This is a genomic window from Parabacteroides sp. PF5-9 (assembly GCF_029893105.1).
Classification (GTDB): Bacteria; Bacteroidota; Bacteroidia; order Bacteroidales; family Tannerellaceae; genus JARXWG01.
The window spans coordinates 137065-160367 of sequence record NZ_JARXWG010000001.1 but is presented as its reverse complement, the minus strand read 5'-3'; the positions used below and the strand labels follow the sequence as shown (position 1 = coordinate 160367).

Here is a 23303-nt window from a genome sequence, read left to right as displayed (position 1 = left end):
CTCTAAAGAATTTGTACTTTTGGATTCTCATAGCATAAACGAATAAATTAAACATAAAACTATGGCATTACAAATCACAGATCAAAATTTTAAAGAGTATTTAGACTCTGACAAACCTTTGGTCGTCGACTTTTGGGCAGAATGGTGTGGCCCTTGCAGAATGATTGCACCACATATCGACAGCCTGTCGGAAACATACAAAGAGAGTGTAAACATTGGCAAAATGGATGTCGATAATAATAATGATGTAGTGGGCGAATACGGTATTCGTAATATCCCTACAATCTTATTATTTAAAGGAGGCGAGATGGTCGATAAAATCGTTGGAGCAACAACTAAAGATGCTATAGAGAGCAAAATAAAAGCGCTACTGTAATAGAGCGAATCATACTATAAAATTAAAGGCTGCCCTTTCTTAGAGCAGCCTTTAATTTTTAGGTCAAATGACATATAATGTACTTATAGACTCATCATTACAAACTCGCCGGATCGCTTCGGCAAACATATCAGCAATGGATAAGATTTTGACTTTCTCGCATTTCTTGGCATACGGGATAGAATCGGTAAAAATCATTTCAGTCAATGCCGATTCGCCCACACGTTGAGAGGCCGGATCCGACATCACCGCATGGCTGGCAATCGCCCGAACCGAGCGTGCTCCGTTTTCCATCATCAGATTAGCCGCTTTGGTGATTGTTCCTGCTGTATCAACCATATCATCAATCAATAACACATCCATATCGGTCACATCTCCGATGATACGCATCTCATCAACTTCGTTCGCGCGCAAACGCGATTTATGGCAAATAACCATCGTTGCTCCCAGGTATTTGGCATAGGTATTGGCTCGCTTGGTTCCACCGACATCAGGCGTAGCAATACATAAGTTATCGAGCGGCAAATTCGCTTGAATATAATCGAGAAAAACCGAAGAGGCATACAAATGATCTACCGGAACATTAAAGAACCCCTGTATTTGATCAGCATGTAAATCCATAGTAATCAATCTATTGAGACCTGCCGTGCTCAACATATCGGCAATCAGTTTAGCACCGATTGAAACACGTGGTTTATCTTTTCTGTCCTGACGAGCCCAGCCGAAATAGGGAATAACGGCAATAATCGAACGAGCAGAAGCCCGTTTAGCCGCATCAATCATCAACAGCAATTCCATCAAATTGTCTGAACTGGGAAAAGTAGACTGAACCAGATAAACATCTCTACCGCGGATAGACTCTTCATACGAAACAGAAAATTCACCGTCGGCAAAATGTTGGATATTCATCTGTCCCAAAGGACATTCCAGACTGTTACATATTTTTTCTGCCAGGTAACGGGAGTTTGTCCCCGAAAAAATCAAAAAGGGAGTTTGTGCACTCATTATTCGGAAATATTAATCAGAATGAATAGTTTTGAAATATGCTGCAAAAGTACAAAACAATAATCAATTAACCATTCTATCCTGAGGAATTAACGTTGAATTCATCAAACGATTCTTTCCGCGATTAATACACAAACTTAAGTATTTTTCCGGAGTAAGCCGGTAAAACTACCTGATACGGCCAAGCCTCTGTCAGTGTGGCTATACTCTTTTCTCCCGTCAATAGATCGGTCAGTTCGGCCGCCTTATTGTCGTAAATGCCGAGACTGTTAAACGTTTCAGCAGGAATCTGAATGCGCACGGTCTGTTCGTTCTTGTCAAAATTAACGACCACCAAAAGAACCACATTCTCCAGTTTTCGGATAAATGCATATTGCCGCTGAGAATTCAAGTACGGATTATCCGCATTGGCATAAGTCAGATCGTAAAACACGCCTTCAGCAATAATGCGTTCGTTCGCGGCAATGTTCAAAATCTTTTTGTACATTTCACGTAAAGACTTTTGGGTGTCGCTCAACTGCCCACCATCGAATTTCCAGTCATTGATCCATGCACGAACACTCTCCATACTCCAGTAGTCAAAGATTGTCGTTCGCCCGTCCCGGCCACTAAATCCTTCTTCATCCATTCCCCGCTCACCTAATTCCTGACCATTGTAAATCATTACCGGATTAGTATTCATCAATGCGGCAACCATTAAAGCCGGAATGCCAGGCCATGGGTTTCCTGCAAAAAAGTCGGAAGCGATACGCTGTTCGTCATGGTTCTCCAGAAAATTCAGCATTGCCGGTTGGATCCCTTCCACCGCCTGCCAACAGCGGGAAATAGTTCTCGCCGGAGCGTGGTGACACATCACCTGACGCATACAATCATATAACCCCACCTTATCGTATAGATAATCAAAGTATCCGGTAAATAGATAATTACGATATTCGTCCGGATTATAGACCTCCGCAATGAAACAGACATGATATGTCTCTTTCACCTGAGGAATGGCCCAATGCCAGAATTCGACCGGCACCATTTCGGCCATATCACAACGAAAGCCATCGACTCCTTTACCAGCCCAGAACAATAGAATATCCAGCATCTTCACCCAGGTGTTGGGTATGTCATGAAAATGAGCCATCCCACCATGTGCGTAGTCGACGCCGTAATTCAATTTGATGGTTTCATACCAGTCGTCTTTTGCCGGATTGGCCGAGAAACAGTTATTCCCCGTCACCTTGGCCGGAAATTCGCTGTATTCAAAATCTTCCTGTTTAGCCCCAAAATGAAGAGCCAATGGCTGACCGGGGATATAGTAAAAATTATTATTGGGATCGAATGAGCGGGTTGTATCATCATGTTGTCCCAAATCCTCCACAAAAGGCTCCTTAGCATCCGAATGATACTGGCGGGAGACATGGTTGGGTACAAAATCAATGATCACTTTCAGTCCGGCCTGATGGGTTCGTTCAACCAGTTGTTCGAACTCAGACATACGATCCGGTACCTGATCGGCCAGATCCGGATCTACATCATAATAATCTTTGATCGCATAAGGTGATCCGGCCAATCCTTTTACAATCGCATTATGATCTTTACGAATGCCATACTGGGAATAATCGGTTTTAGTCGCATGTTCTATGATACCGGTATACCAGATATGCGTCGTCCCCAACTCCTTGATGCCACTTAAGGCCTCGGCCGTAAATGCAGCAAATTTGCCCACTCCGTTGGTCGTCATACTTCCATACCTGACCGGTGAAGGGTTCAGGTTCCCAAACAAACGGGGAAGTACCTGATAAATAACCATTTTGTTCTTCTTTCCCATACTCATTTCATCTTCTTCTCTTGTAAGACTAACTCCTGCTTTTTCTGTTTCACCGCCCTGACAAGCAACTCAAATTTACTGTCCTGAACGATATGGTCGAAAGCATTTAAAGCAGCATCATACCCTATTTGTGCGATCTGATCCACATTTTCCAGGTCAAACATCTTGTAACTCCCTACCAGTTCGGTCTCTATCAATATATCACATAACAACCGGTCTTCAATCGTATTGGCTCGGAACATATAATGATACGACCGTTCCGCAATATACCGGATCGTCTGTTTGTATTTCATCGAAATTAATGGACTGACATTGACACCGACCACTTTTTCACACTCCTTGCGGATATTCGTCACCGGAAAATTCCGGAACAGTCCCCCATCCACATAATGAATACCATTGATTTCCATCGGAGAGAAAATGATCGGTACACTGCAAGAAGCCATAACCGCTTCAGCTATCGGTCCGCTTCTAAACTCATGACTCACACCGTGATCCAGGTCGGTCGCCACAACGACCAAAGGGATCTGAAGATCTTCAATCCTTTTTGCTCGCAGATGGTGGTCTAAAAAATTCTTCATCCGGCTCATATCAAATAATCCGGCTTTAGGTAATTGCACACGGGCAAATTCGGAGAACTCTTTCCCTTTGAACAACTCCTTAATCTCATCCGAAGTATAACCATCGGCGTAAAAAACACCGGCCAATGCTCCCGCACTGGTTCCTGAGATAATATCCGGCTTCAGGTCGCACTCTTCCAATAGTTTGAATACACCAAGATGTGCGAACCCCTTGGCTCCGCCTCCGCTGAGCGCTAATCCGATTTTATGGACTTTTTGATTTGTCTTCTTAGTCATTCAAGTAAGGTTTACACTAATATCCTAACAAATATGCCCATAATTTTAGTATGGAACATTATTATTCTTGAAAAAGTTTTATCTGCAATCACAATTTTGTTATATTTACGGAATCACAAAACCTTATATTATATGTGAATCAGCAGTCAAAACGCCCCTGGTTCGCATTAAATCCGAAACAACAAGTGAGCGTTGTTTTGAACACATTTAGATCTTTTTTTGGATATATCATGAAGAAAACATATTGTCATAGAGAATACTTTTTTGTTAGAGGTACGTCTAAATTAATTTAGAGGTAGGTCTAAATCTTTTTAGAGGTACGTCTAAAATCGTTTAGAGGTACCTCTAACAAAAAACAGACCTACGTCCTTCTCAAAAAGGGTCACCTTCTTTCTTAAAAAGAAGCTGCATGATATAAAGAAAGTAATTGGATAGCGTTAGAATTCTGGTTTATATTAACAATAAAAATTACCAGCTATGATTACAACTATTTTCTGGATTATCCCGGTAGCGTCAGTGATTGCGCTACTGTTCGCCTGGATCTTTTTCAGGCAGATGAAGAGTAAAAGTGAAGGAACCGAACAGATGATTAAAATCGCCTCACACGTGCGAGAGGGTGCTATGTCGTATTTGAAACAACAATACAAAGTAGTCGCCCTTGTTTTTTTAGTCTTAGTTATTCTTTTTGCCATCATGGCTTATGGTTTCGGTGTGCAGAATGAGTGGGTGCCCATCGCATTCCTTACAGGCGGTTTTTTCTCCGGATTGGCCGGTTTTTTAGGGATGAAAACAGCCACTTATGCTTCTGCCCGTACAGCCCATGCTGCCAGAACTTCTCTCAATAGCGGATTGCAGGTTGCTTTTCGCAGCGGAGCAGTGATGGGGCTGGTGGTGGTCGGCTTGGGTCTATTGGATATTTCGTTCTGGTATCTTGTATTGAATGCTGTTATTCCGGATGAGGCCATGGATCCCACACATAAACTGACTATTATCACAACTACGATGCTGACCTTCGGTATGGGGGCATCCACACAGGCGTTGTTTGCCCGTGTGGGTGGCGGAATATATACGAAAGCGGCAGATGTAGGCGCCGATCTTGTGGGAAAAGTAGAAGCGGGTATACCGGAAGATGATCCACGAAACCCGGCAACGATTGCGGATAATGTCGGAGATAATGTCGGAGACGTAGCCGGTATGGGCGCCGACTTATATGAATCGTATTGTGGTTCGATACTGGCCACAGCGGCATTGGGTGCGGCGGCATTTGTTTCATCCGGTAATGTGGAAATGCAATATAAGGCGGTCATCGCACCGATGTTAATCGCTGCCGTAGGTATTATCTTATCCATATTAGGGATCTATTCGGTACGGACAAAAGAAGATGCGACCATTAAACAACTGTTGAAAGCACTCGCTATAGGCACGAACCTGAGTTCGGTACTGGTCGCTCTCCTGACTTTTGGTATATTGTATGTTCTGGGTCTTGATAATTGGTTCTGGATCAGTTGTGCTGTGGTTGTCGGACTACTCGTCGGGATTGTAATCGGACAGGCCACCGAATATTTTACTTCCCAATCGTACAAACCGACACAGCGGGTTTCGGAAGCTGGGAAAACAGGCCCTGCAACAGTCATTATCTCCGGATTGGGATTGGGAATGCTCTCAACCGCCATTCCTGTCATAGCCGTAGTGGTAGGAATCATCTGCTCGTTTCTTTTTGCTTCGGGTTTCGATTTTAATAATGTAGGCATGGGGCTCTATGGCATTGGAATTGCTGCCGTAGGTATGCTTTCTACACTGGGAATAACGTTGGCGACAGATGCCTATGGCCCGATTGCGGATAATGCCGGAGGAAATGCGGAGATGTCGGGACTCGGATCGGAAGTACGCAAAAGAACAGATGCGTTGGATTCACTCGGTAATACCACGGCCGCAACAGGTAAAGGTTTTGCCATCGGATCGGCGGCCTTAACCGGGTTGGCTTTATTAGCCTCCTATATCGAAGAGATAAAGATCGGACTGTTGCGTATCGGTGAGACCACACTGAGTTTTGCCGACGGCAGAATGATCGAAGTCTCCAAAGCCGGTTTCACCGATTTCATGGCGTATTATGATGTGACGTTAATGAACCCCAAAGTGATTTCCGGGATATTTCTCGGTTCCATGATGGCCTTTGTCTTTTGTGGATTGACCATGAATGCGGTCGGACGTGCTGCCGGACATATGGTGGATGAAGTTCGCCGGCAGTTCCGGGAAATAAAAGGGATTCTGACAGGTGAATGTGAACCCGATTATGCCTGTTGTGTGGCGATCTCCACAAAGGGAGCACAACGTGAAATGATTGTGCCATCCATCCTGGCTATTATTGCTCCGATTGCCACCGGGCTGATTTTCGGTGTGACCGGTGTTGTCGGCCTATTGATCGGCGGATTGAGTACCGGCTTTGTATTGGCTATTTTTATGGCTAATTCCGGAGGAGCCTGGGACAATGCCAAAAAATTTGTCGAGGAAGGAAATCATGGCGGAAAAGGAAGTGAGGTGCATAAAGCAACTGTTGTTGGAGATACCGTAGGTGATCCTTTTAAAGATACATCTGGTCCAAGTTTAAATATCCTGATCAAATTGATGAGTATGGTCGCCATTGTCATGGCAGGGCTGACCGTTGCCTGGAGTTTATTCTAAAAAGTGTGAGGTCGATTTAAGGTTTTCAAATACCATTAAATCGACCTCACATAAATGCCGTTACCTGACTAAAAATACTTTTTTATACGTTTGAGTCTCTCCATTCATATGATACAATTCGGCATGGAAAATATATACGCCGGTTTTCAAACGACTGCCATTAGAAGCAGAGCCATCCCATGTCAGACTGCCTTGTGTGCCCAGAAGTTCATGATTGGCAATCACCACAATCAACTGTCCCGATAGGTTATAAATACGTATACGACAGCTGTATCCCGGTTCGTTAAGCGAATAAAGGATGTGATACGATCCGGTCGATTCCGAATATTCCGGTGCCTCTATCCCGTCAATATTCCCGGAATTTTGTCTGAATTGTGAGTTTTGATAACCAGGTGTACCGTAACCGGCCGTTGAGGATGCTGAGGTCCAGTTCTCCGGAAGCTGTGTCGGTTTCTCCGGATCAATCCGCTCCAGAGCAACACCTTTTTGTTCTTTCACCGTAGAGGCGTGCCATTTAGAAGAATACATGAGTTCATCGATCACTTCCTTGTCGGCTGTTCTAAATAAAACAAGTGTAGAGGATGTATTCGCTAAAACGGGTAATTTCAGTTGATACAGATTTTCGGGCGCCGAAATCAGATAGTTTGATGCTACCCCGTTTTTATCTTTGGTGAGCAGGACATAACCGGCTGGTTTAATCCATTCCATCACAGAATTTAGAGGATAAACAGTACCTATTTCACCATTCGATTTCCGGGTTGCCACCGCTAAGCCGGATAAAGAGAGTGCCCGATCAGAGCGATTATATAATTCGATGTACTCACTCCCGTCGGGATAAGGATTAGGGAGTAGTTCATTCAATACAATCTCTCCGGGCAGAACAACCGGCCCTTCAGGAGGTGTTGGCTCCTTGGGCTCTTCAGGAATCTCAGGTTCTTCAGGTTCTTCGGGCTCCTCTGGTTGCTCTTTTATCGGAGAATTGATGCTTCCCGGTGTCCCTCCCCGTCGATCTGTTGACAAATACCACCCTTCATCCGCATACTCCCACGATAATGCCGGTGTTGTTTTATCGTATGTATATGCGTCAATCAATTGTCCTGCCGCATTTGTTAGTTGCAGTTTTTTCCCGGTATTGGATAATTGCGCAGGGAATTTGGATAATGCCATACCGGCTCCACCCGGATCGATATGGATTTCTCTACCTGTACGGTAAAGCACAAGATATGCTCCGGGCGAAAGTTGATACGGATCCAACAAAGTCGCTTTATCGCCATACATCAATGACCAGCCGGTCAACGATTGAATGGTTGAAGATGTGTTATACAATTCGATATATTCGGTTTCCGGTAGGGCTGTTAATCCTTTGGGGTTTGCCATAATTTCATTGATACGGACAATACCCGGAGAAACGGGATCGACAGGAAGGGGAGGCTCGGGTGTTTCATGGTCATAAAATGCAGTAAACGTTTCAGAATAAGTATAGGCTTCTCCCTGGTAATCATACAAATTGGAGTAACTCACTTGGTATTCTTTCCCTTTTTCCAAGGGTATCTCTGAAACAAGCATAATGACCCGATCATCTTCAGAAATATATACCTCTGTGATCTCTCCTATTTCAGAGAGAGAAAACGAAGCTTCTTCGGCAATCACCGGTTTGTTGAAAAACAGTAATAATTCCGTCGGACTCTCCTGATCTACAGAAAGTAATTCAAGGGGATCATCATCAGGGGGATTGGGTTCATCGCTGTTGGGTGAATAGTGGCGGATAATAATATCATCAACATATTTATTTGTACTCTGTTGGGCTGTATAATAAACACCCAACATAAAATAGCCGTTAGCATTCCGATCAAACCGTCCGGCTGTTCCTTCAAAAACAAATGTTTCCTCTTTTACCGTTTTACTATAGACGCTACACCTCCCTTCAACATCCGAAATGATTTTTATGGTGACTTCGGTCGGTTGATCAAATAAACGTCGTCCCTCTAAAAGCAGTTCCGGTTTTAGATTATTGGTTTGTTTACATAAAGCGATGTTTTTGTCAGTATAACCCAAACGAATAAAAAGTGCTTCTCCGGGATCTTTCATATCCGGATGTTTACTCCACAGAAATATCTTGAAATAGTTTTGAGAAGAACAAGCCGCTTCTGTACGTATGGTAAATTGCCACTCATTATCGATTAAAACGGAGGTTGGGAGGTATACGAATGCTTCACCTTTATAATAAGAGGTATAGAGTTGTAACTCTCCATTCGCATTGATTCTGAACTTTTCCGTATTTCCTTCCCAAGGATAAGAGGTCGTGATTTGCGGACCGTCAAACGATTCCGTAAGCTGTGCAAAAGAATAAAAAGGTAGTAAAATAGCGAAAAACAGGATTATTTGTTTCATAGTTCATCGGTTTTTTAAGAATATTACTATCTTTGCACTCCGCTGCCTTACAGGGCGTAACAGCTTATGTGCAATAAGGTTAGCGACAAAGTTATCATTATTTTTTATTTATCAAATTAATTTTGCGCAAAATGAAAGTAGCAATTGTTGGTGTAAGTGGAGCCGTAGGTCAGGAATTCCTGCGTGTGCTCGACGAAAGAAACTTCCCAATGGATGAACTGGTACTTTTTGGTTCATCTCGTAGTGCCGGACGTGTTTATACTTTCCGTGGTAAACAGTATACCGTTAAGGAACTGAAGCATAACGACGACTTTAAGGGAATCGACATTGCTTTTACTTCGGCTGGTGGCGGCACTTCCATAGAATTTGCCGAAACAATTACCAAATATGGTACTGTTATGATCGACAACTCCAGTGCATTCCGTATGGACAACGACGTGCCTTTGGTCGTTCCCGAAGTTAATGCCGAAGATGCGTTGAATCGTCCGCGTGGTATTATTGCAAATCCGAACTGTACGACCATTCAGATGGTAGTTGCTCTCAAAGCGATAGAGGGACTGTCGCATATCAAACGTGTTCACGTCTCAACCTATCAGGCAGCCAGTGGTGCAGGAGCGACAGCGATGGCTGAGTTGGTTAAACAATATGAACAAATTCTTAAAGGAGAAGAACCTACGGTTGAAAAATTCGCCTACCAGTTGGCTTACAACCTGATTCCGCAGGTCGATGCCTTTACAGAGAATGGTTATACCAAAGAAGAAATGAAAATGTATAACGAAACGCGTAAGATTATGCATTCTGATATAGAGGTGAGTGCAACCTGTGTACGCGTTCCTGTTTTACGTGCACATAGTGAAGTGACATGGGTAGAAACCGAACGTCCGATCAGTATCGAAGAAGCACGTAAAGCTTTCGCCGAAGCAGAAGGAATCATTCTGCAGGATGAACCGGCACAAAAAGATTATCCGATGCCGTTATTCGTAGCAGATAAAGATCCGGTCTATGTAGGACGTATCCGTAAAGACTTGACCAATCCGAACGGATTGTCGTTCTGGACTGTCAGCGACCAGATCAAAAAAGGAGCTGCATTAAACGCGGTTCAAATTGCGGAGTATCTTGTTAAGGTAGGAAATGTCAAATAATAAGTAGTCAGAGTACTATAATATAGTTCGTATTTCGGCTAAAGTGTTTACCGTATATGTTGGGGTAAATGCTTTAGCCGGAATTTTTTCCGGGTTCAGCCAAAGTTGATCGATCCGGGAATTGTAGGCTCCTACGATATCTGCATCCCAGCTGTCGCCGATCATTAAACTTTCCCTCCGGCGGGAGTTGGTGTTTTTAAGGGCAAAATCAAAGATGGCTTTATGTGGCTTTTGAATGTTTGCATCTTCGGAAAGGATGACACGTTCAAAGTAAGAGTCCAACCCTGAATTCTTTAGTTTCTTGAACTGTACCTCCCGAAAGCCATTGGATAAAATAAACATCCGGTATGATGGACGCAAATACTCCAGCAATTCAATTGCTCCAGGGATTAAACGGGTTTTTGTCGTCGTCCGCTGCAAGAAGTCATTGTTCAATGCCAATGCATCCGCTGCATTGCCCATGCCCAAAGGTTCGAGCACATAACGGAAACGTTCGACAATCAAAGTATATCGGTCTATCTCATGATTGCGATACTGCTCCCACAGCCCCAGGTTATGGGGCATATAGATCGCATAAAATGCCTCGAAAGAGTCATAGTACCGACCAAAATCGTAGTCAGTATAGAGTTCTTCGAGGCATTCTTTATTGTTATGGTACGTATCCCAAAGGGTATCGTCCAGATCAATAAACAGATTTTTTATCATCCTACTTCAATTACCAGATATCTTCCCAAGCTCCAGAATGACTTTTCATCTTTTATACGCAAGGTCAGGTTTCCGTCCTGATCTTTCCCAAAATCGTATGATCCTTCCGGATGGTTGGATTTTATTTTTGCTTTTCCGGCAAATAACGGAATTTCTCTGACTTCACGGATATCGATCGAGATAAAGTAATCTTTATTGAATCCTTCTTGAAGCACTCGGGTACGACTGAACAGACCTCCTCCCGACAGGATATTCTGATTTTTCAACTCTTTCGATGTGCCGAAGCAGTAAAAAGCGGTATTCAACTCACGATCCTGCTGGTTTAATTTTTGCGACTGAACTGCGGCGGTAGCGGCCAATGCTTCTACATCTTCAGCCAGTGTTGCCACCTGTTGATCCAATTCCTGAATACGGATATTCTTCTTGGCCAGATCTTCCTGAAGGCTTGCGATCACAACCGCTTTCTGATCCAATTCGGCCGATAAGCGGTCAATAGTCTTTTTGAATGCGGCCGACTGTACGCCACTATTTTTTAATTTCTCTTCTAGTTGACTGATCTGTTCTTTGTTCTTTTCCAATGTTTCAGTAATCAACTGCATATTCTGTCTGATCTGCTCACGTTTGCTCTGGTTGAATTCGCCACCACCAGCTTGTTGGATGGTCAGGTAATTCTCTGCATCACGGATAGCCTGAAAATCGGCATCGATCTCATTCATCATTGTAAGCATATCATCCAGTTCCTCTATATTCTTGGCATGTTCAAGTTTAAGAGAATCGGTTTCTGCTTTTAACTTCTTATACTCCGCAGAATGTTCTCCACATGAAACGAATAAAATGGCACATACGCCAAATAATAACACTTTCTTCATATTCTTTTTTGTTTAATTAAACCTCTGATAACCTGTTTTTTCTTTCTTTTCTTTTAATCCTCCCAAAATAATAACAAACTCTCCTCTCGGCTCGTTCATCTGAAAATGGGCAATGACTTCTTCCAGTGTCCCACGAACAGTCTCTTCATGCAATTTGGATATTTCACGGGAGACAGAGACTTCACGGTCGGTTCCTACATATTCACTTAACTGAGTAAGTGTTTTTATCAAACGAAAAGGCGATTCATAAAAGATGATCGTTCGACTTTCCGTTGCCAGTTCTTTCAGTCGCGTCTGCCGCCCTTTTTTGGGAGGCAAGAATCCTTCAAAACAAAACTTTTCATTCGGTAACCCCGAAACTACCAGAGCGGGCACAAAGGCCGTTGCTCCTGGTAAACAGTCAACATCAACTCCTTGTCGAACACATTCTCTGACCAATAAAAAGCCGGGATCTGATATTGCCGGAGTCCCCGCATCAGAGACCAAAGCAACCTGTTCGCCAGCTTTAATCCGCGAAACAACCTGTTCTACGGTCTGATGTTCGTTGAATTTATGATGAGAAATCATTTTATTCTGGATCTCATAATGTTTCAACAAAAAACCGGTTGTACGTGTATCTTCCGCCAAAATAAGATCAGCTTCTTTTAATACACGGATTGCACGAAAGGTTATATCTTCCAGATTTCCGATAGGAGTAGGTACTACCGTTAGTTTTGCCATGATTGTTTATAAAAAGCGTTTTTCCAGTAAACGGATAAAATCACTCACTGCTTCGTCTTCCACATTCCACTGCAATTCTTGATTGAGATAGGTCACAGAGTCTTCATAGGTCTGAAGTTCATTCAATTCGGCGATTGCTCTATTCATCTTCTCCTCATCACCTCCGAATAATTCACGGCGGAAACGAAAACGATCATTCAAACTGAATGCTTTCCGGAAATCCGAAAGATTTTTCTTTTCCAGAATTTCGTTTAGAGAAACCGACGTTTTCTCATGAACTGCATCTGCAAGTAACATCTCTATTGATGCTTCAGTTTCAATAGGTAAATTTGTAACCGGGGATTCTTCTTTGATCTCTTCTTCCGCCTGTTGGTTACTTACAAGGGATATTTCGACGATTTGTTGATTGTCTGTTTCTATTTTAGATTCAGAGGCAATGGTTGTTATTTGTTCTTTCTCCTCTATTCGTTTCTCCTGCCTCTCTTGAGGTATAGAACGAATCATCCGTTGATGTTCTTCCATTTGTCGACGTAACTGTTCGACCTGATCTGCTTCCAGTTCATGAAGTCCGTTCAGCAGTTTTTGCGCCAGGTCAAAGGTCTGACTGAAGAATGAGACCGGATAAACTTCCGATTCCCGCATGCCTGAAATCAATTTTTCCAACTCACGTATATCTAACAACAGATAATCTATTTTTTCTTTATTTGTCATCTCTTTTAAATTAAAAAGATATAAATCCCATTATTCATATCGGTTAAATGCAACAAAAATAGGTATTTCTTGTGAATGAGAACCGGATTAAGGTTTAAATAATATTATTGTAGAGGTCATTTTATTTTCATTTTCATGTAATTACAGGTAAACTTTCATTACATTTGCACAATTTTTGATAGATAGAAAAAATATAGAAAACAGATTATGCTTAATCCAATTAACAAGACGATCGAGTTGAGTGATGGAAGATCCATCACCATCGAAACCGGGAAATTGGCCAAACAGGCAGACGGTTCGGTAACTGTTCGAATGAACAATACCGTACTTCTGGCTACTGTTACAGCCGCAAAAGACGCAAATCCCGGTGTGGATTTTATGCCTTTACAAGTAGAGTACAAAGAAAAGTTCGCCGCCTTCGGACGATTCCCCGGAGGATTTATGAAAAGGGAAGGAAAAGCTTCCGATTACGAAATCTTAACCTCTCGTTTGGTAGACCGTGCACTACGCCCTCTTTTCCCTGATAATTATCACGCAGAAGTTTTTGTCAATATCATATTATTCTCATCCGACGGTGAAGATATGCCGGATGCCTTAGCCGGACTGGCGGCCTCTGCGGCCTTAGCCGTTTCAGATATACCGTTCAACGGACCGATTTCTGAAGTACGTGTTGCACGTGTCGACGGAGCGTTCGTGGTCAATCCGACTTTCTCCGTTCTTGAACGTGCTGATATGGATATCATGGTTGCTGCCACATTAGACAACATCATGATGGTAGAAGGCGAAATGAAAGAAGTTCAGGAGTCTGATATGCTGGAAGCGATTAAAGTTGCTCACGAAGCCATCAAAGAACAATGTCGTGCTCAGCTGGAATTGTCTGAAGCAGTAGGCACAACCGTTAAACGTGAATATGATCACGAAATCAACGATGAAGAGTTACGCAAAGATGTGCACGAAAAATGTTACGATAAAGTATATGCCGTAGCTGTATCCGGTCAGGATAAACATGCACGTGCCGAAGCATTCGGTAACATTAAAGCCGAATATAAAGAACAGTTCACCGAAGAAGAACTAGCAGAAAAAGCTGAAATGATCGGCCGTTACTACCACGATGTGGAAAAAGAAGCGATGCGCCGTGCTATTCTGGACGAAGGTAAACGTCTGGATGGCCGTAAGACAACAGAGATTCGTCCGATCTGGATCGAAACGGATTACCTGCCGGGACCTCATGGCTCAGCCGTTTTCACCCGTGGAGAAACACAATCGCTAACAACTGTCACATTGGGAACCAAAGCCGATGAAAAGATTGTCGACGATGTCTTAAATCATAGCAAAGAACGTTTCCTTTTACATTATAACTTCCCGCCGTTCTCAACCGGTGAGGCTCGTCCGCAACGTGGTGTTGGACGTCGTGAAGTCGGTCATGGCAACCTGGCTCACCGCGCATTGAAAGGAATGATTCCGGAAGAGTATCCTTATGTGATCCGTGTTGTTTCTGATATTCTCGAATCCAACGGATCTTCTTCTATGGCTACTGTCTGTGCCGGTACATTGGCTTTGATGGATGCCGGTGTGGATATCAAAAAGCCGGTTTCAGGTATTGCTATGGGACTTATTTCCGAGAATAAAGGGAAAAACTATGCGATTCTTTCAGATATCCTTGGCGACGAGGATCACTTGGGAGATATGGACTTCAAAGTCACCGGAACCAAAGACGGTATCACTGCAACACAGATGGATATAAAGGTCGACGGTTTATCTTATGAAATTCTTGAAAACGCATTAGCACAAGCCAAAGAAGGGCGTATGCATATCTTAGGTAAAATTACCGAAGCCATGCCTGAGCCTCGCGAAGACTTTAAGCCACATGCTCCACGTATTGAAAAGATGACAATTGCCAAAGAATTCATTGGTGCTGTAATTGGCCCGGGAGGGAAAATTATCCAGGGAATCCAGGAAAAGACAGGTGCAGTTATTTCTATTGAAGAGGTGGAAGGTGTTGGCGTGATTGAAGTTTCCGGTACGAATAAAGAGACCATTGATGCTGCCCTTAAGGCGATCAAATCAATCGTTGCTGTACCTGATATCGGCGAGGTGTACGAAGGAAAGATCTCTTCCATTATGCCTTATGGTGCATTTGTTGAATTCATGCCTGGAAAAGATGGATTATTGCATATTTCCGAAATCGACTGGGTACGATTGGAAACAGTAGAACAAGCCGGATTAAAAGAAGGTGATATGGTACAGGTAAAACTGGTGGATATCGATCCTAAAACAGGTAAATTCAAACTTTCTCGTAAAGTATTATTGCCGAAACCGGAAGGTTACCAGGAACGTCCGCCAAGACAAGACCGTGACCGTGATCGTGGACCACGCAACGGAGGAGGAGGCGATCGCGGACCTCGTAACAATGATCGTCGGGAATCTCATCGGGATTAATTCAAGACACAGTATAGATACAAAAAGGCGACCCTATAAAAGGTCGCCTTTTTCATATCATATATTTCTTGTTTTACAACTTATGAATAACCTTCATCAGCTGTTCTCCCAATCCGATTGTATACCCTTGCGACACAAACACAACCCTGTTGAACGTATCTGCGATAATAAAGACCGGCAATATATCCGGATTCGATAATTTCATCGCAGCAGCGATTTCATCGTGTATTTTATGGTCAATATCTATCCCATACGTAATCGTATTCGGTAATGCCCCGAATTCTTTCGGATCGAAGTTCTGATACTCCTGTTCATTCGGGAAAAGCAAAACCATCCCCCGTCCCCATTGCTCCAGTGCTGCCTGAACAGCTGCAATATCACGCATCGCATGATTTGTCGGTTCCTGACGTGCTCCTAAGAGGCCTACAATAAAATATCCACGACCGGTGGTGGTCAGTATACTCACTTCAGTTCCCGTGGTAGCTTGTTTATATCTGTTTTCCGAATTGAAATTCCCGATAACCGCGATTTCATCCTCACGCTCACGCATAACCAATGCAATAGAAGTTGTTTTTTCAGGTTCTATATTAAAGAACGATAACTCTGCCAAGACACTGCCGTTGGCCATACGCGTCCCTGTGATCAATAAATAGTGGCCAACATCCATCGATAACGGACGCTTAAGTATGCCACTCCAGGCGTTTCCTGCACCCATATCAGTCTGACTATTTCCCCGTAGATTCAACGTTTGAAGTTTACCGTTCTCTGTTATTCTGGATACCGTAAAATGACTGTGGTATTTCGGATCATCTATCGCTTTGATCGGTTGGTATGAAGCAACCACCTGTCCCATTTTAATTTCTGGTTGGAGACCCGAATCAAAATCAACATCCACCCATCTGTCATTCAACATATATTGAACCTTTTGTGCCACACTTTCGATACGTGCCGGAATGCCTAAACTGCGAGCGACAGCGACAAAAAAGATATTCCGCGAATCGGTATCTGCTACACGCGCTTTCCATACGCCCATCGGCATAATAGGTATGCGTTGAGGGTTTAGTTCATTTTTAACAGTGATATTTTTTCGGATCCAATCAACTAAAATCTGTGGATTCTCTTTTGCCTCTATTGCGACGGAACGGTCGAAATTGGTAGCAAAAAAATGTTTATAGGGAGTCAATAACTCATTTTTCACCCTTGGATTCAACACATATGGATTGAACTCTTCTCCAGAAGATTGAGGTGTATTATTCAAATGATCTTCCAATACAACGGCAGGAGTATCACGCAAATCTTTTGCAGAGATCACCCCCAGTAAATCCATGGCAGCCTGGCGCTTTTCTACAGGTGTCTGGCGAAGAAACTGCTCAATTTCTGACCAATTCCCGCGACTGCCGATCATATAAAGAACGGTTTTCTCCGGATCAAGTCCTAATTCTGCGGCTAACTCACGCGCCTTCTCTTCCGTATAAAATGTCGAAACATATAGGTTACGGATAATATCTTCCTCAGCCATCCGGCGGCTGTTTTCTTCTTTTTGTGCATCCGTGACCTCCACAGCTATCTCTCCGGCAACAGGAGGAACAATATCTAACGAGACAGTAGCGCGCTCTCCCGGTTTTTTATCCAGTTTAATGGTTACCTGATCCTCTTTCCCAAATGAGACCTTTGCATATCCGAACAGGCCACCCTTTGTCGCCCAAACCAACATATCCCCTTTTCCTGCGGAGAGAAAACTCTGCCCTTTTGGATCTGTCGTTTTATGAGCTACAGTGTAGAACTCCGCATAATTATACAATTTGAACTCCACATGAGCGCCCTCTACCGGTTTGTTCGCATCGTCTACAACAGTGATAACCGTCTTAGCTGTAGGCGCATAATTATCAATCACATTAATTTCGGTATACGCATCGGTCACTTCCATCACCTCCTCCGGACCGTTATATTTCCCAAAAACTTTTGTATGCATCAGCATACCTCTGTAAGCAGGACCATTGAACCAGCCGAGATTCAGTACCGGTTCAGGTTCGCAGGCTCCAAAGAAAACCCATTTATTGTCGACCCACGCTTCTACCCAGGCGTGATTATCATCCGTATGTGCCCACCGGGGAGTATATACCTGCCTAGCCGGAATACCCACAGCACGTAATGCGGCTACGGTAAAAGTCGACTCTTCACCACATCGCCCATAGGCTGTTCGCACAGAAGCCAGTGGAGAACTGGTTCGGGCATCCGAAGGCGTATAGATCACTTTTTCATGACACCAATGATTGACCTCCAAGATGGCATCATACAATGACATTCCTTTCACACGTTCTTTCAATTCATCGAAGAAAATCATCCGGCTCTCATCCAGATTTTCATTATTGACACGTACCGGCAAGACAAAATGCCTAAAAATCTCTTCCGGAATAGCCGCGCCCCAAGCCATCTCTTTTTTAGCGGCAAAAGAGGAACGTATATTTTTCAGATAGAATTCTCCGCTGTAGTCCGTCATATCTCCGATCGGCATATACGCATAAAGAAAAATCAGTGCCTCTTTCTCTTCGACACTCATCTCCGTATTAAAAATATCAAACAGATTTCCGTGAGGAAGTAAGGTCTGTTTTTCCAGAAAATCGTTTTCTACCTCAGCACGAAAAGTAGCGTCCGAAATAAAGTGGTTATCACGCGTACATGCTGAAAAAGCAACAAGTATAATAAAAAAGGTCAGGAGTTGTTTTAGCCTCATAGGTATTAGATGTATTAAGAAAAGAAATGGGAAACTTATCTGTAATGCTTGAAAAAATAACCGATGGAGATTGTTACATTATTCTGGAAAACGGAAGATTCTCCTTCACGGTCGACCGCTCTTCTATCCAATGTGCCGACAATCGAATTAATGGTAAAAAAGAAATTTTTATATTCGCCTCCAAACCCTAAACTGACACCCAAATCAAACGGTTTCAGGTCTTTTTCTTCCGAATGTCCGAAATGAAGATCCAACTCTGTATCTTTTGTCCGCATTTTTCCAAACAAGGAAATATCGACTACAGGGCCTCCAAAAACAAAAAAATGAACATCGCCTACCGGAAAGGTATAGGCTACATTCACCGGAATCTGAAGCGAATAGTACCAATATTTATTAAACAAGGCCATCCCCTCAAAATCTTGTCCGGAGTAAAAAGAACCTCCCTGATTGACAAAACCCAGTTCAGGACGAAGCGAAAAACGTTTGTAGAAAGGAATGTCGACCACCCCGGCAACGCTGTACCCACACCGAGATCCTGATCTATGTACATTCTCTACCTTTTGCACCAATGAAGAATAGGCACCTCCGGCACGTACCCCGACAGCCACCTGTGCCGCCATAGGCAGTATCATTATCAGTATAAAAAAAGAGAATAGACCGATTCTCCTCATGGATATTCCTTTTTCTTTTTAACAGGAAACAAACATACACAAAATCTTCCGATTATACGTGTTTCCTATTCTTTTTCTATCCAATAGCAAATGAATATCCACTTTAAAATACCAAAATGCAAAAAACGGAGTATAAGAATCTCATCCAGCTCTTTTTTGCTATTAAAAAATATCGTACTTTCATGACCTTAATTAATCTTTTAAATTTAATCAGATGAAAAAGCAATTGTTTTTATCCTTGTTTTTGGTCGCCCTCAGCTACACGGCCGTCATGGCTCAGAACAGTAATACACTGACAGATCAAGAGAAGAAAGAGGGATGGGTTTTATTATTCGACGGGAAAAATTTCAACGGATGGCGCAAATGCAATGCCAGTGAGATGCCAGCAAACTGGACAATCGATGATAACGCGATGAAAGTAGGTCGTAACAATGAACGGCCAGGACACGGACAAGGAGGAGATATCCTGTTCGGTTCAAAGAAATATGCCAATTTCGAATTTTCCATCGACTGGAAAATAGAAAAACAAGGAAACTCCGGTATCTTTTATTACGTAGCCGAATACCCTGGTAAACCGATTTATTTTGCGGCTCCTGAAATTCAGGTTTTAGACAACTGGAACGCTTCCGACAATAAACTCACCAACCATCTGGCCGGCTCATTGTATGACATTCTTCCTGCATTACCTCAAAATGCCCGTCCTGCCGGACAATGGAACACAATCGTTGTCAAAGTAAAAGATGGTAAAGTAACCCATACTCAGAACGGCGTAAAAGTTGTAGAGTATGAACTTTGGACCCCAACATGGTATGAAATGGTTGCCAATAGTAAGTTCAAAGACTGGGAAGGCTTTAAAGAAGGTCCGGCCAAAGAAGGGTACATCGGACTACAGGATCACGGTTACGACTGCTGGTTCCGTAATATAAAGATCCGCGAACTCTAACAGAGTCGATCAACTAACATAAAATAAGCTGTCCGGAAAGTAAAACCGGGCAGCTTTTTTTATTGATCAAAATAGTTCTACGTTATAATTATCACCCTAAAAATTTGGAGATAAAGAAAAGATATTTAACTTTGCACCACAAAGCACTTTCAAAAGAACACATATGAACAAACAAGCCGAAGACATTAAAGCCATACGGGAGATGATGGAGCGGTCGTCCAAATTTCTTTCACTCAGTGGTTTATCAGGTATATTAGCTGGTCTGACTGCAATCGCGGGCGCCGCATTTGCTTATTTCTACCTGCTTCGTGATCCTTCACTTACCGATTATAATCAGATGCAGGAGTTATTGATCCTGTTGGCCGATGCATTAATCGTCTTGTTCATCTCGATCAGTTTCGGTATTTATTTCTCCTGGCGTAAAGCCAGAAAAAGCAATCAGACCCTGTTGAGTGGTGCGGCCAAACGTACATTATTCAACCTGAGTATTCCGCTGATAGCCGGTGGTATTTTCTGTATCATCCTTCTGTTTCGTGGTGATATACGGATGGTCATTGCAGGCACATTGATTTTCTATGGTATCGCATTATTGAATGCCTCAAAATTTACATTCACCGAAATACAATACCTCGGATTAACCGAGATTATACTTGGAATCGCTGCCGCTTTGACCGAACGGTATGGTCTACTTTTCTGGACAATCGGATTTGGCCTTTGCCATATACTCTACGGCTTCATGATGTATCGGAAATATGATTTGAAAAAAGAATGAAAAACATTATCTCAAACTTAAATAAGGCATTCGAAAGCCGTGTCCGGTTGGGGATTATGTCCATTCTTTCTGTCAACGAAAAGGTCGATTTCAACGCCATGAAAGAATTAATGGAGGTGACCGACGGCAACCTGGCCAGCCATTTACGTGCACTGGAAAACCTGGGCTATATTATCGCCATCAAACAGTTTATCGGGCGAAAACCCAATACACAGTATCAAATCACCGAAGAGGGAAATAAACAATTCAAAATACATTTAGACGCTTTGGAAACGCTTCTCAGATAATTTTTTTTACATTTTTACTTTGAAACGCAAAGCACTTTTAACAACCATCAAACAAGAACAACATGGAAACATTCGCAAAACGAAGTGAGAAACTCTCTCAATCAATTACCGTAAAGGCGCTTATAGTGGCATTCCTGACACTACTACTCCTGATTCCCAGTGTCATGGTTCAAGAACTGATCATGGAACGGCAAAACAGAAGTTACGAAACGATCGAAAAGATCAACAACAAATGGAGCCAGGCACAAACACTCTGTCTGCCCATTCTCTCTGTTCCTTATACCGTATCCCGCACGAATGAGAATGAAAAGATCGTTTATGAACAACATACATTGCACATAACGCCCGAACATCTTGATATACAAACAACACTTTCCCCCGAAGAGAAACATTACGGGATCTATAAAACGATTCTATATAAAAGTGAAGTTAAAATCTCAGGACAATTCGAACAACCCAATTTCCAGAAAGTAACACACAACACAATCCATTGGGACAAAGCGTATATCCGGTTAGGCGTTTCCGACCTGCGGGGAGTGACAAACAATATCCGGTTCAACCTGGGCAATCAATCCTTTCCGGCAGAGGCAGGCAGCAGTAACGATGGCTTTATCGGTAAAGAGTTGATCGTCTCCATCACCGACCAAAAGAGTCTTCCGATCGATGGAAGCAGGGATTTTTCATGTACCATCAACCTCAACGGGAGTAGCAGTATCGGCTTTATCCCGGCAGGAAAAACGACGAAAGTCCATGTCGCAGGAAGTTGGAATGCACCTGGTTATATCGGTAGTTTCAGCCCCGAACATACACTCGACGAACAAGGATTCACTGCCGATTGGAGTATACTGCAGTTCAACCGCAGCATTCCCGAAATGTGGATCGATAGTCAGGTCGACTCCTTTAATGATGCCTATTTTGGAGTAAGCCTTGTCGATACCGTTGATCATTACCAGCAAAATATGCGATCGGCCAAATACGCCATTATGTTCATCGGATTGACTTTTGTCATTTTCTTCTTCGTCGAAATTCTGACCCGCCGCCGAATACACCCCATACAATACCTGTTGGTCGGATTGGCATTGATCCTCTTTTACACCCTCCTACTCTCCATTTCCGAACAACTGCATTTCGGATTGGCCTATCTGATCGCGAGTATGGCGACAATTGGTTTGATCACACTCTATACCAAAAGTATTTTCAATAATTGGAAACAGATCGGGTTGCTCACTTTCACCCTGTGTCTGTTGTATCTCTTCCTCTATGTCGTGTTGCAATTAGAAGATATTGCACTACTCATCGGAAGTGTCGGTCTGTTTATTATCCTTGCTGTTATCATGTATTGCTCAAGGAAGATCAGTTGGTATAAACAGGAGGAGTTACCGGTCGAATAGGAATAAGACCGCCACTTTTGACAATCATAAATTGAGGGTCTGTCACGAAAGTTCTAAAAGGACGATTTAACTTAGCCTGGGGGTTCCTTTCAGTCGCCCACAGGCAAAAGACAACAAAAAGATGGAGTTCTGAAAGAATGATGTGTTTGTTTTTGATAATCAATACAATATATGTCATCCTTTCAGAACTCATATATATATTAATGTAAGCTATATAAGTTTCAAGTTGAAGAAAATAGGAAGATAGTGAAGGCGAACGCCACAGGCGTTAAATGTGCATAACCCCGGGTGAAGAGGAGCGCAGCGGATTGACCCGGGGAATAGATACTACTCTCCAATCAACGCCGATAGGTGTTGAACCGCAGATGATTGAACACCTTCGGCGTTCGTTTGTTACACTCATTATATACCCCGGGTCGATCTGCTACGCTCCTCTTCACCCGGGGTTATGCACATTAAATCCCTGTGGGATTTGGCCTTCGGAAAATCTTCAAACATTACACTATCTGAAGAGAAATCGTTAATATCGAGTTAATATTACCCATCTCTTCGTTCTCATAATCTTATTTTCGTGTTATATTCAACTCTACCTTGCACGCTGTATCCAACTTATCGACCACGATTGCAGCTTCCCACTCTGAAAATTCCGCTGTTATAAACATTTGCAGATTAACGGTCATAAGATAATTTTGCTCCGAAATCTGTTGTAAACTCACACTGTCCAGTTCGCTCCCACTGCCCTCAAAACCATAAGCCAACAGCAATGTTTGTTTCGAGAATAGATTTTTCATA

General features: G+C 42.9%; 19 protein-coding genes. 8 read left to right on the top strand and 11 right to left on the bottom strand.

The window, feature by feature from the left end:
* The first annotated feature begins 61 nt into the window (after nucleotides 1-61).
* Nucleotides 62-376 carry a thioredoxin gene (trxA, locus tag M2135_RS00750; protein WP_280746650.1) on the top strand — a complete coding sequence of 105 codons (315 nt, stop codon included), beginning with the start codon at nucleotides 62-64 and terminating at the stop codon, nucleotides 374-376.
* Between the two features lie 63 nt (nucleotides 377-439).
* Here the strand turns inward: trxA and M2135_RS00745 are convergent, their stop codons facing one another.
* The 3 genes from M2135_RS00745 to M2135_RS00735 form a co-directional block, all read right to left on the bottom strand.
* Entirely contained in the window at nucleotides 440-1381 is a 942-nt protein-coding gene (locus M2135_RS00745; protein ID WP_280746649.1) for a ribose-phosphate pyrophosphokinase, read from the bottom strand.
* A 124-nt stretch (nucleotides 1382-1505) separates the two neighbouring features.
* Nucleotides 1506-3197: an alpha-amylase family protein gene (locus tag M2135_RS00740; RefSeq protein ID WP_280746648.1), complete on the bottom strand. Its 1692-nt coding sequence runs from the start codon at nucleotides 3195-3197 to the stop codon at nucleotides 1506-1508.
* A 2-nt stretch (nucleotides 3198-3199) separates the two neighbouring features.
* On the bottom strand, nucleotides 3200-4054 hold the full coding sequence (locus M2135_RS00735; RefSeq protein ID WP_280746647.1) for a patatin-like phospholipase family protein: 855 nt from the start codon (nucleotides 4052-4054) through the stop codon (nucleotides 3200-3202).
* 477 nt (nucleotides 4055-4531) lie between these two features.
* Here M2135_RS00735 and M2135_RS00730 point away from each other — a divergent pair, with 477 nt between their 5' ends.
* The gene (locus M2135_RS00730) at nucleotides 4532-6736 is read left to right on the top strand and encodes a sodium-translocating pyrophosphatase (RefSeq protein WP_280746646.1); all 2205 of its coding nucleotides are present in this window, start codon (nucleotides 4532-4534) and stop codon (nucleotides 6734-6736) included.
* 60 nt (nucleotides 6737-6796) lie between these two features.
* Here M2135_RS00730 and M2135_RS00725 read toward each other — a convergent pair whose 3' ends face one another.
* Entirely contained in the window at nucleotides 6797-9127 is a 2331-nt protein-coding gene (locus tag M2135_RS00725) for a lamin tail domain-containing protein (RefSeq protein ID WP_280746645.1), read from the bottom strand.
* Between the two features lie 131 nt (nucleotides 9128-9258).
* Here M2135_RS00725 and M2135_RS00720 point away from each other — a divergent pair, with 131 nt between their 5' ends.
* Nucleotides 9259-10269, top strand: coding sequence for an aspartate-semialdehyde dehydrogenase (locus tag M2135_RS00720; RefSeq protein ID WP_280746644.1), 1011 nt, complete (start codon nucleotides 9259-9261; stop codon nucleotides 10267-10269).
* A 15-nt stretch (nucleotides 10270-10284) separates the two neighbouring features.
* On the opposite strand, the gene M2135_RS00715 is transcribed toward M2135_RS00720, so the two are convergent.
* The 4 genes from M2135_RS00715 to M2135_RS00700 are packed head-to-tail and all read right to left on the bottom strand — an operon-like array spanning nucleotide 10285 to nucleotide 13274.
* A complete protein-coding gene (locus M2135_RS00715) occupies nucleotides 10285-10974 on the bottom strand; it encodes a YjjG family noncanonical pyrimidine nucleotidase (RefSeq protein WP_280746643.1) in 690 nt (229 codons plus the stop codon).
* Nucleotides 10971-11843 carry a hypothetical protein gene (locus M2135_RS00710; RefSeq protein WP_280746642.1) on the bottom strand — a complete coding sequence of 291 codons (873 nt, stop codon included), beginning with the start codon at nucleotides 11841-11843 and terminating at the stop codon, nucleotides 10971-10973. Before M2135_RS00710 ends, M2135_RS00715 begins: the two co-directional genes overlap by 4 nt.
* Before the next feature lie 12 nt (nucleotides 11844-11855).
* Nucleotides 11856-12563, bottom strand: coding sequence for a 16S rRNA (cytidine(1402)-2'-O)-methyltransferase (gene rsmI / locus M2135_RS00705; protein ID WP_280746641.1), 708 nt, complete (start codon nucleotides 12561-12563; stop codon nucleotides 11856-11858).
* 6 nt (nucleotides 12564-12569) lie between these two features.
* Nucleotides 12570-13274 (bottom strand): hypothetical protein, encoded by a 705-nt coding sequence (locus M2135_RS00700; protein ID WP_280746640.1) that lies wholly within the window; start codon nucleotides 13272-13274, stop codon nucleotides 12570-12572.
* 207 nt (nucleotides 13275-13481) lie between these two features.
* Here M2135_RS00700 and pnp point away from each other — a divergent pair, with 207 nt between their 5' ends.
* Complete coding sequence (gene pnp / locus M2135_RS00695; protein ID WP_280746639.1) at nucleotides 13482-15713, top strand: polyribonucleotide nucleotidyltransferase; 2232 nt, start codon at nucleotides 13482-13484, stop codon at nucleotides 15711-15713.
* A 73-nt stretch (nucleotides 15714-15786) separates the two neighbouring features.
* Here the strand turns inward: pnp and M2135_RS00690 are convergent, their stop codons facing one another.
* Together M2135_RS00690 and M2135_RS00685 are read right to left on the bottom strand one after the other, a co-directional pair.
* Nucleotides 15787-18447: a transglutaminase-like domain-containing protein gene (locus M2135_RS00690; protein WP_280746638.1), complete on the bottom strand. Its 2661-nt coding sequence runs from the start codon at nucleotides 18445-18447 to the stop codon at nucleotides 15787-15789.
* Between the two features lie 35 nt (nucleotides 18448-18482).
* A complete protein-coding gene (locus tag M2135_RS00685; protein ID WP_280746637.1) occupies nucleotides 18483-19118 on the bottom strand; it encodes a porin family protein in 636 nt (211 codons plus the stop codon).
* A 214-nt stretch (nucleotides 19119-19332) separates the two neighbouring features.
* Between M2135_RS00685 and M2135_RS00680 the strand changes: the two genes are divergently transcribed.
* The 4 genes from M2135_RS00680 to creD all read left to right on the top strand — a co-directional run bounded on the left by M2135_RS00680 (nucleotide 19333) and on the right by creD (nucleotide 22511).
* Nucleotides 19333-20061: a DUF1080 domain-containing protein gene (locus tag M2135_RS00680; RefSeq protein WP_280746636.1), complete on the top strand. Its 729-nt coding sequence runs from the start codon at nucleotides 19333-19335 to the stop codon at nucleotides 20059-20061.
* A 163-nt stretch (nucleotides 20062-20224) separates the two neighbouring features.
* On the top strand, nucleotides 20225-20833 hold the full coding sequence (locus tag M2135_RS00675) for a hypothetical protein (RefSeq protein ID WP_280746635.1): 609 nt from the start codon (nucleotides 20225-20227) through the stop codon (nucleotides 20831-20833).
* A complete protein-coding gene (locus tag M2135_RS00670) occupies nucleotides 20830-21120 on the top strand; it encodes a transcriptional regulator (protein WP_280746634.1) in 291 nt (96 codons plus the stop codon). The genes M2135_RS00675 and M2135_RS00670 overlap by 4 nt, the downstream gene beginning before the upstream one ends.
* Before the next feature lie 62 nt (nucleotides 21121-21182).
* Nucleotides 21183-22511 (top strand): cell envelope integrity protein CreD, encoded by a 1329-nt coding sequence (creD, locus tag M2135_RS00665; RefSeq protein WP_280746633.1) that lies wholly within the window; start codon nucleotides 21183-21185, stop codon nucleotides 22509-22511.
* Nucleotides 22512-23074: 563 nt separating this feature from the next.
* On the opposite strand, the gene M2135_RS00660 is transcribed toward creD, so the two are convergent.
* A complete protein-coding gene (locus M2135_RS00660; protein WP_280746632.1) occupies nucleotides 23075-23302 on the bottom strand; it encodes a hypothetical protein in 228 nt (75 codons plus the stop codon).
* Nucleotide 23303: the final 1 nt, after the last annotated feature.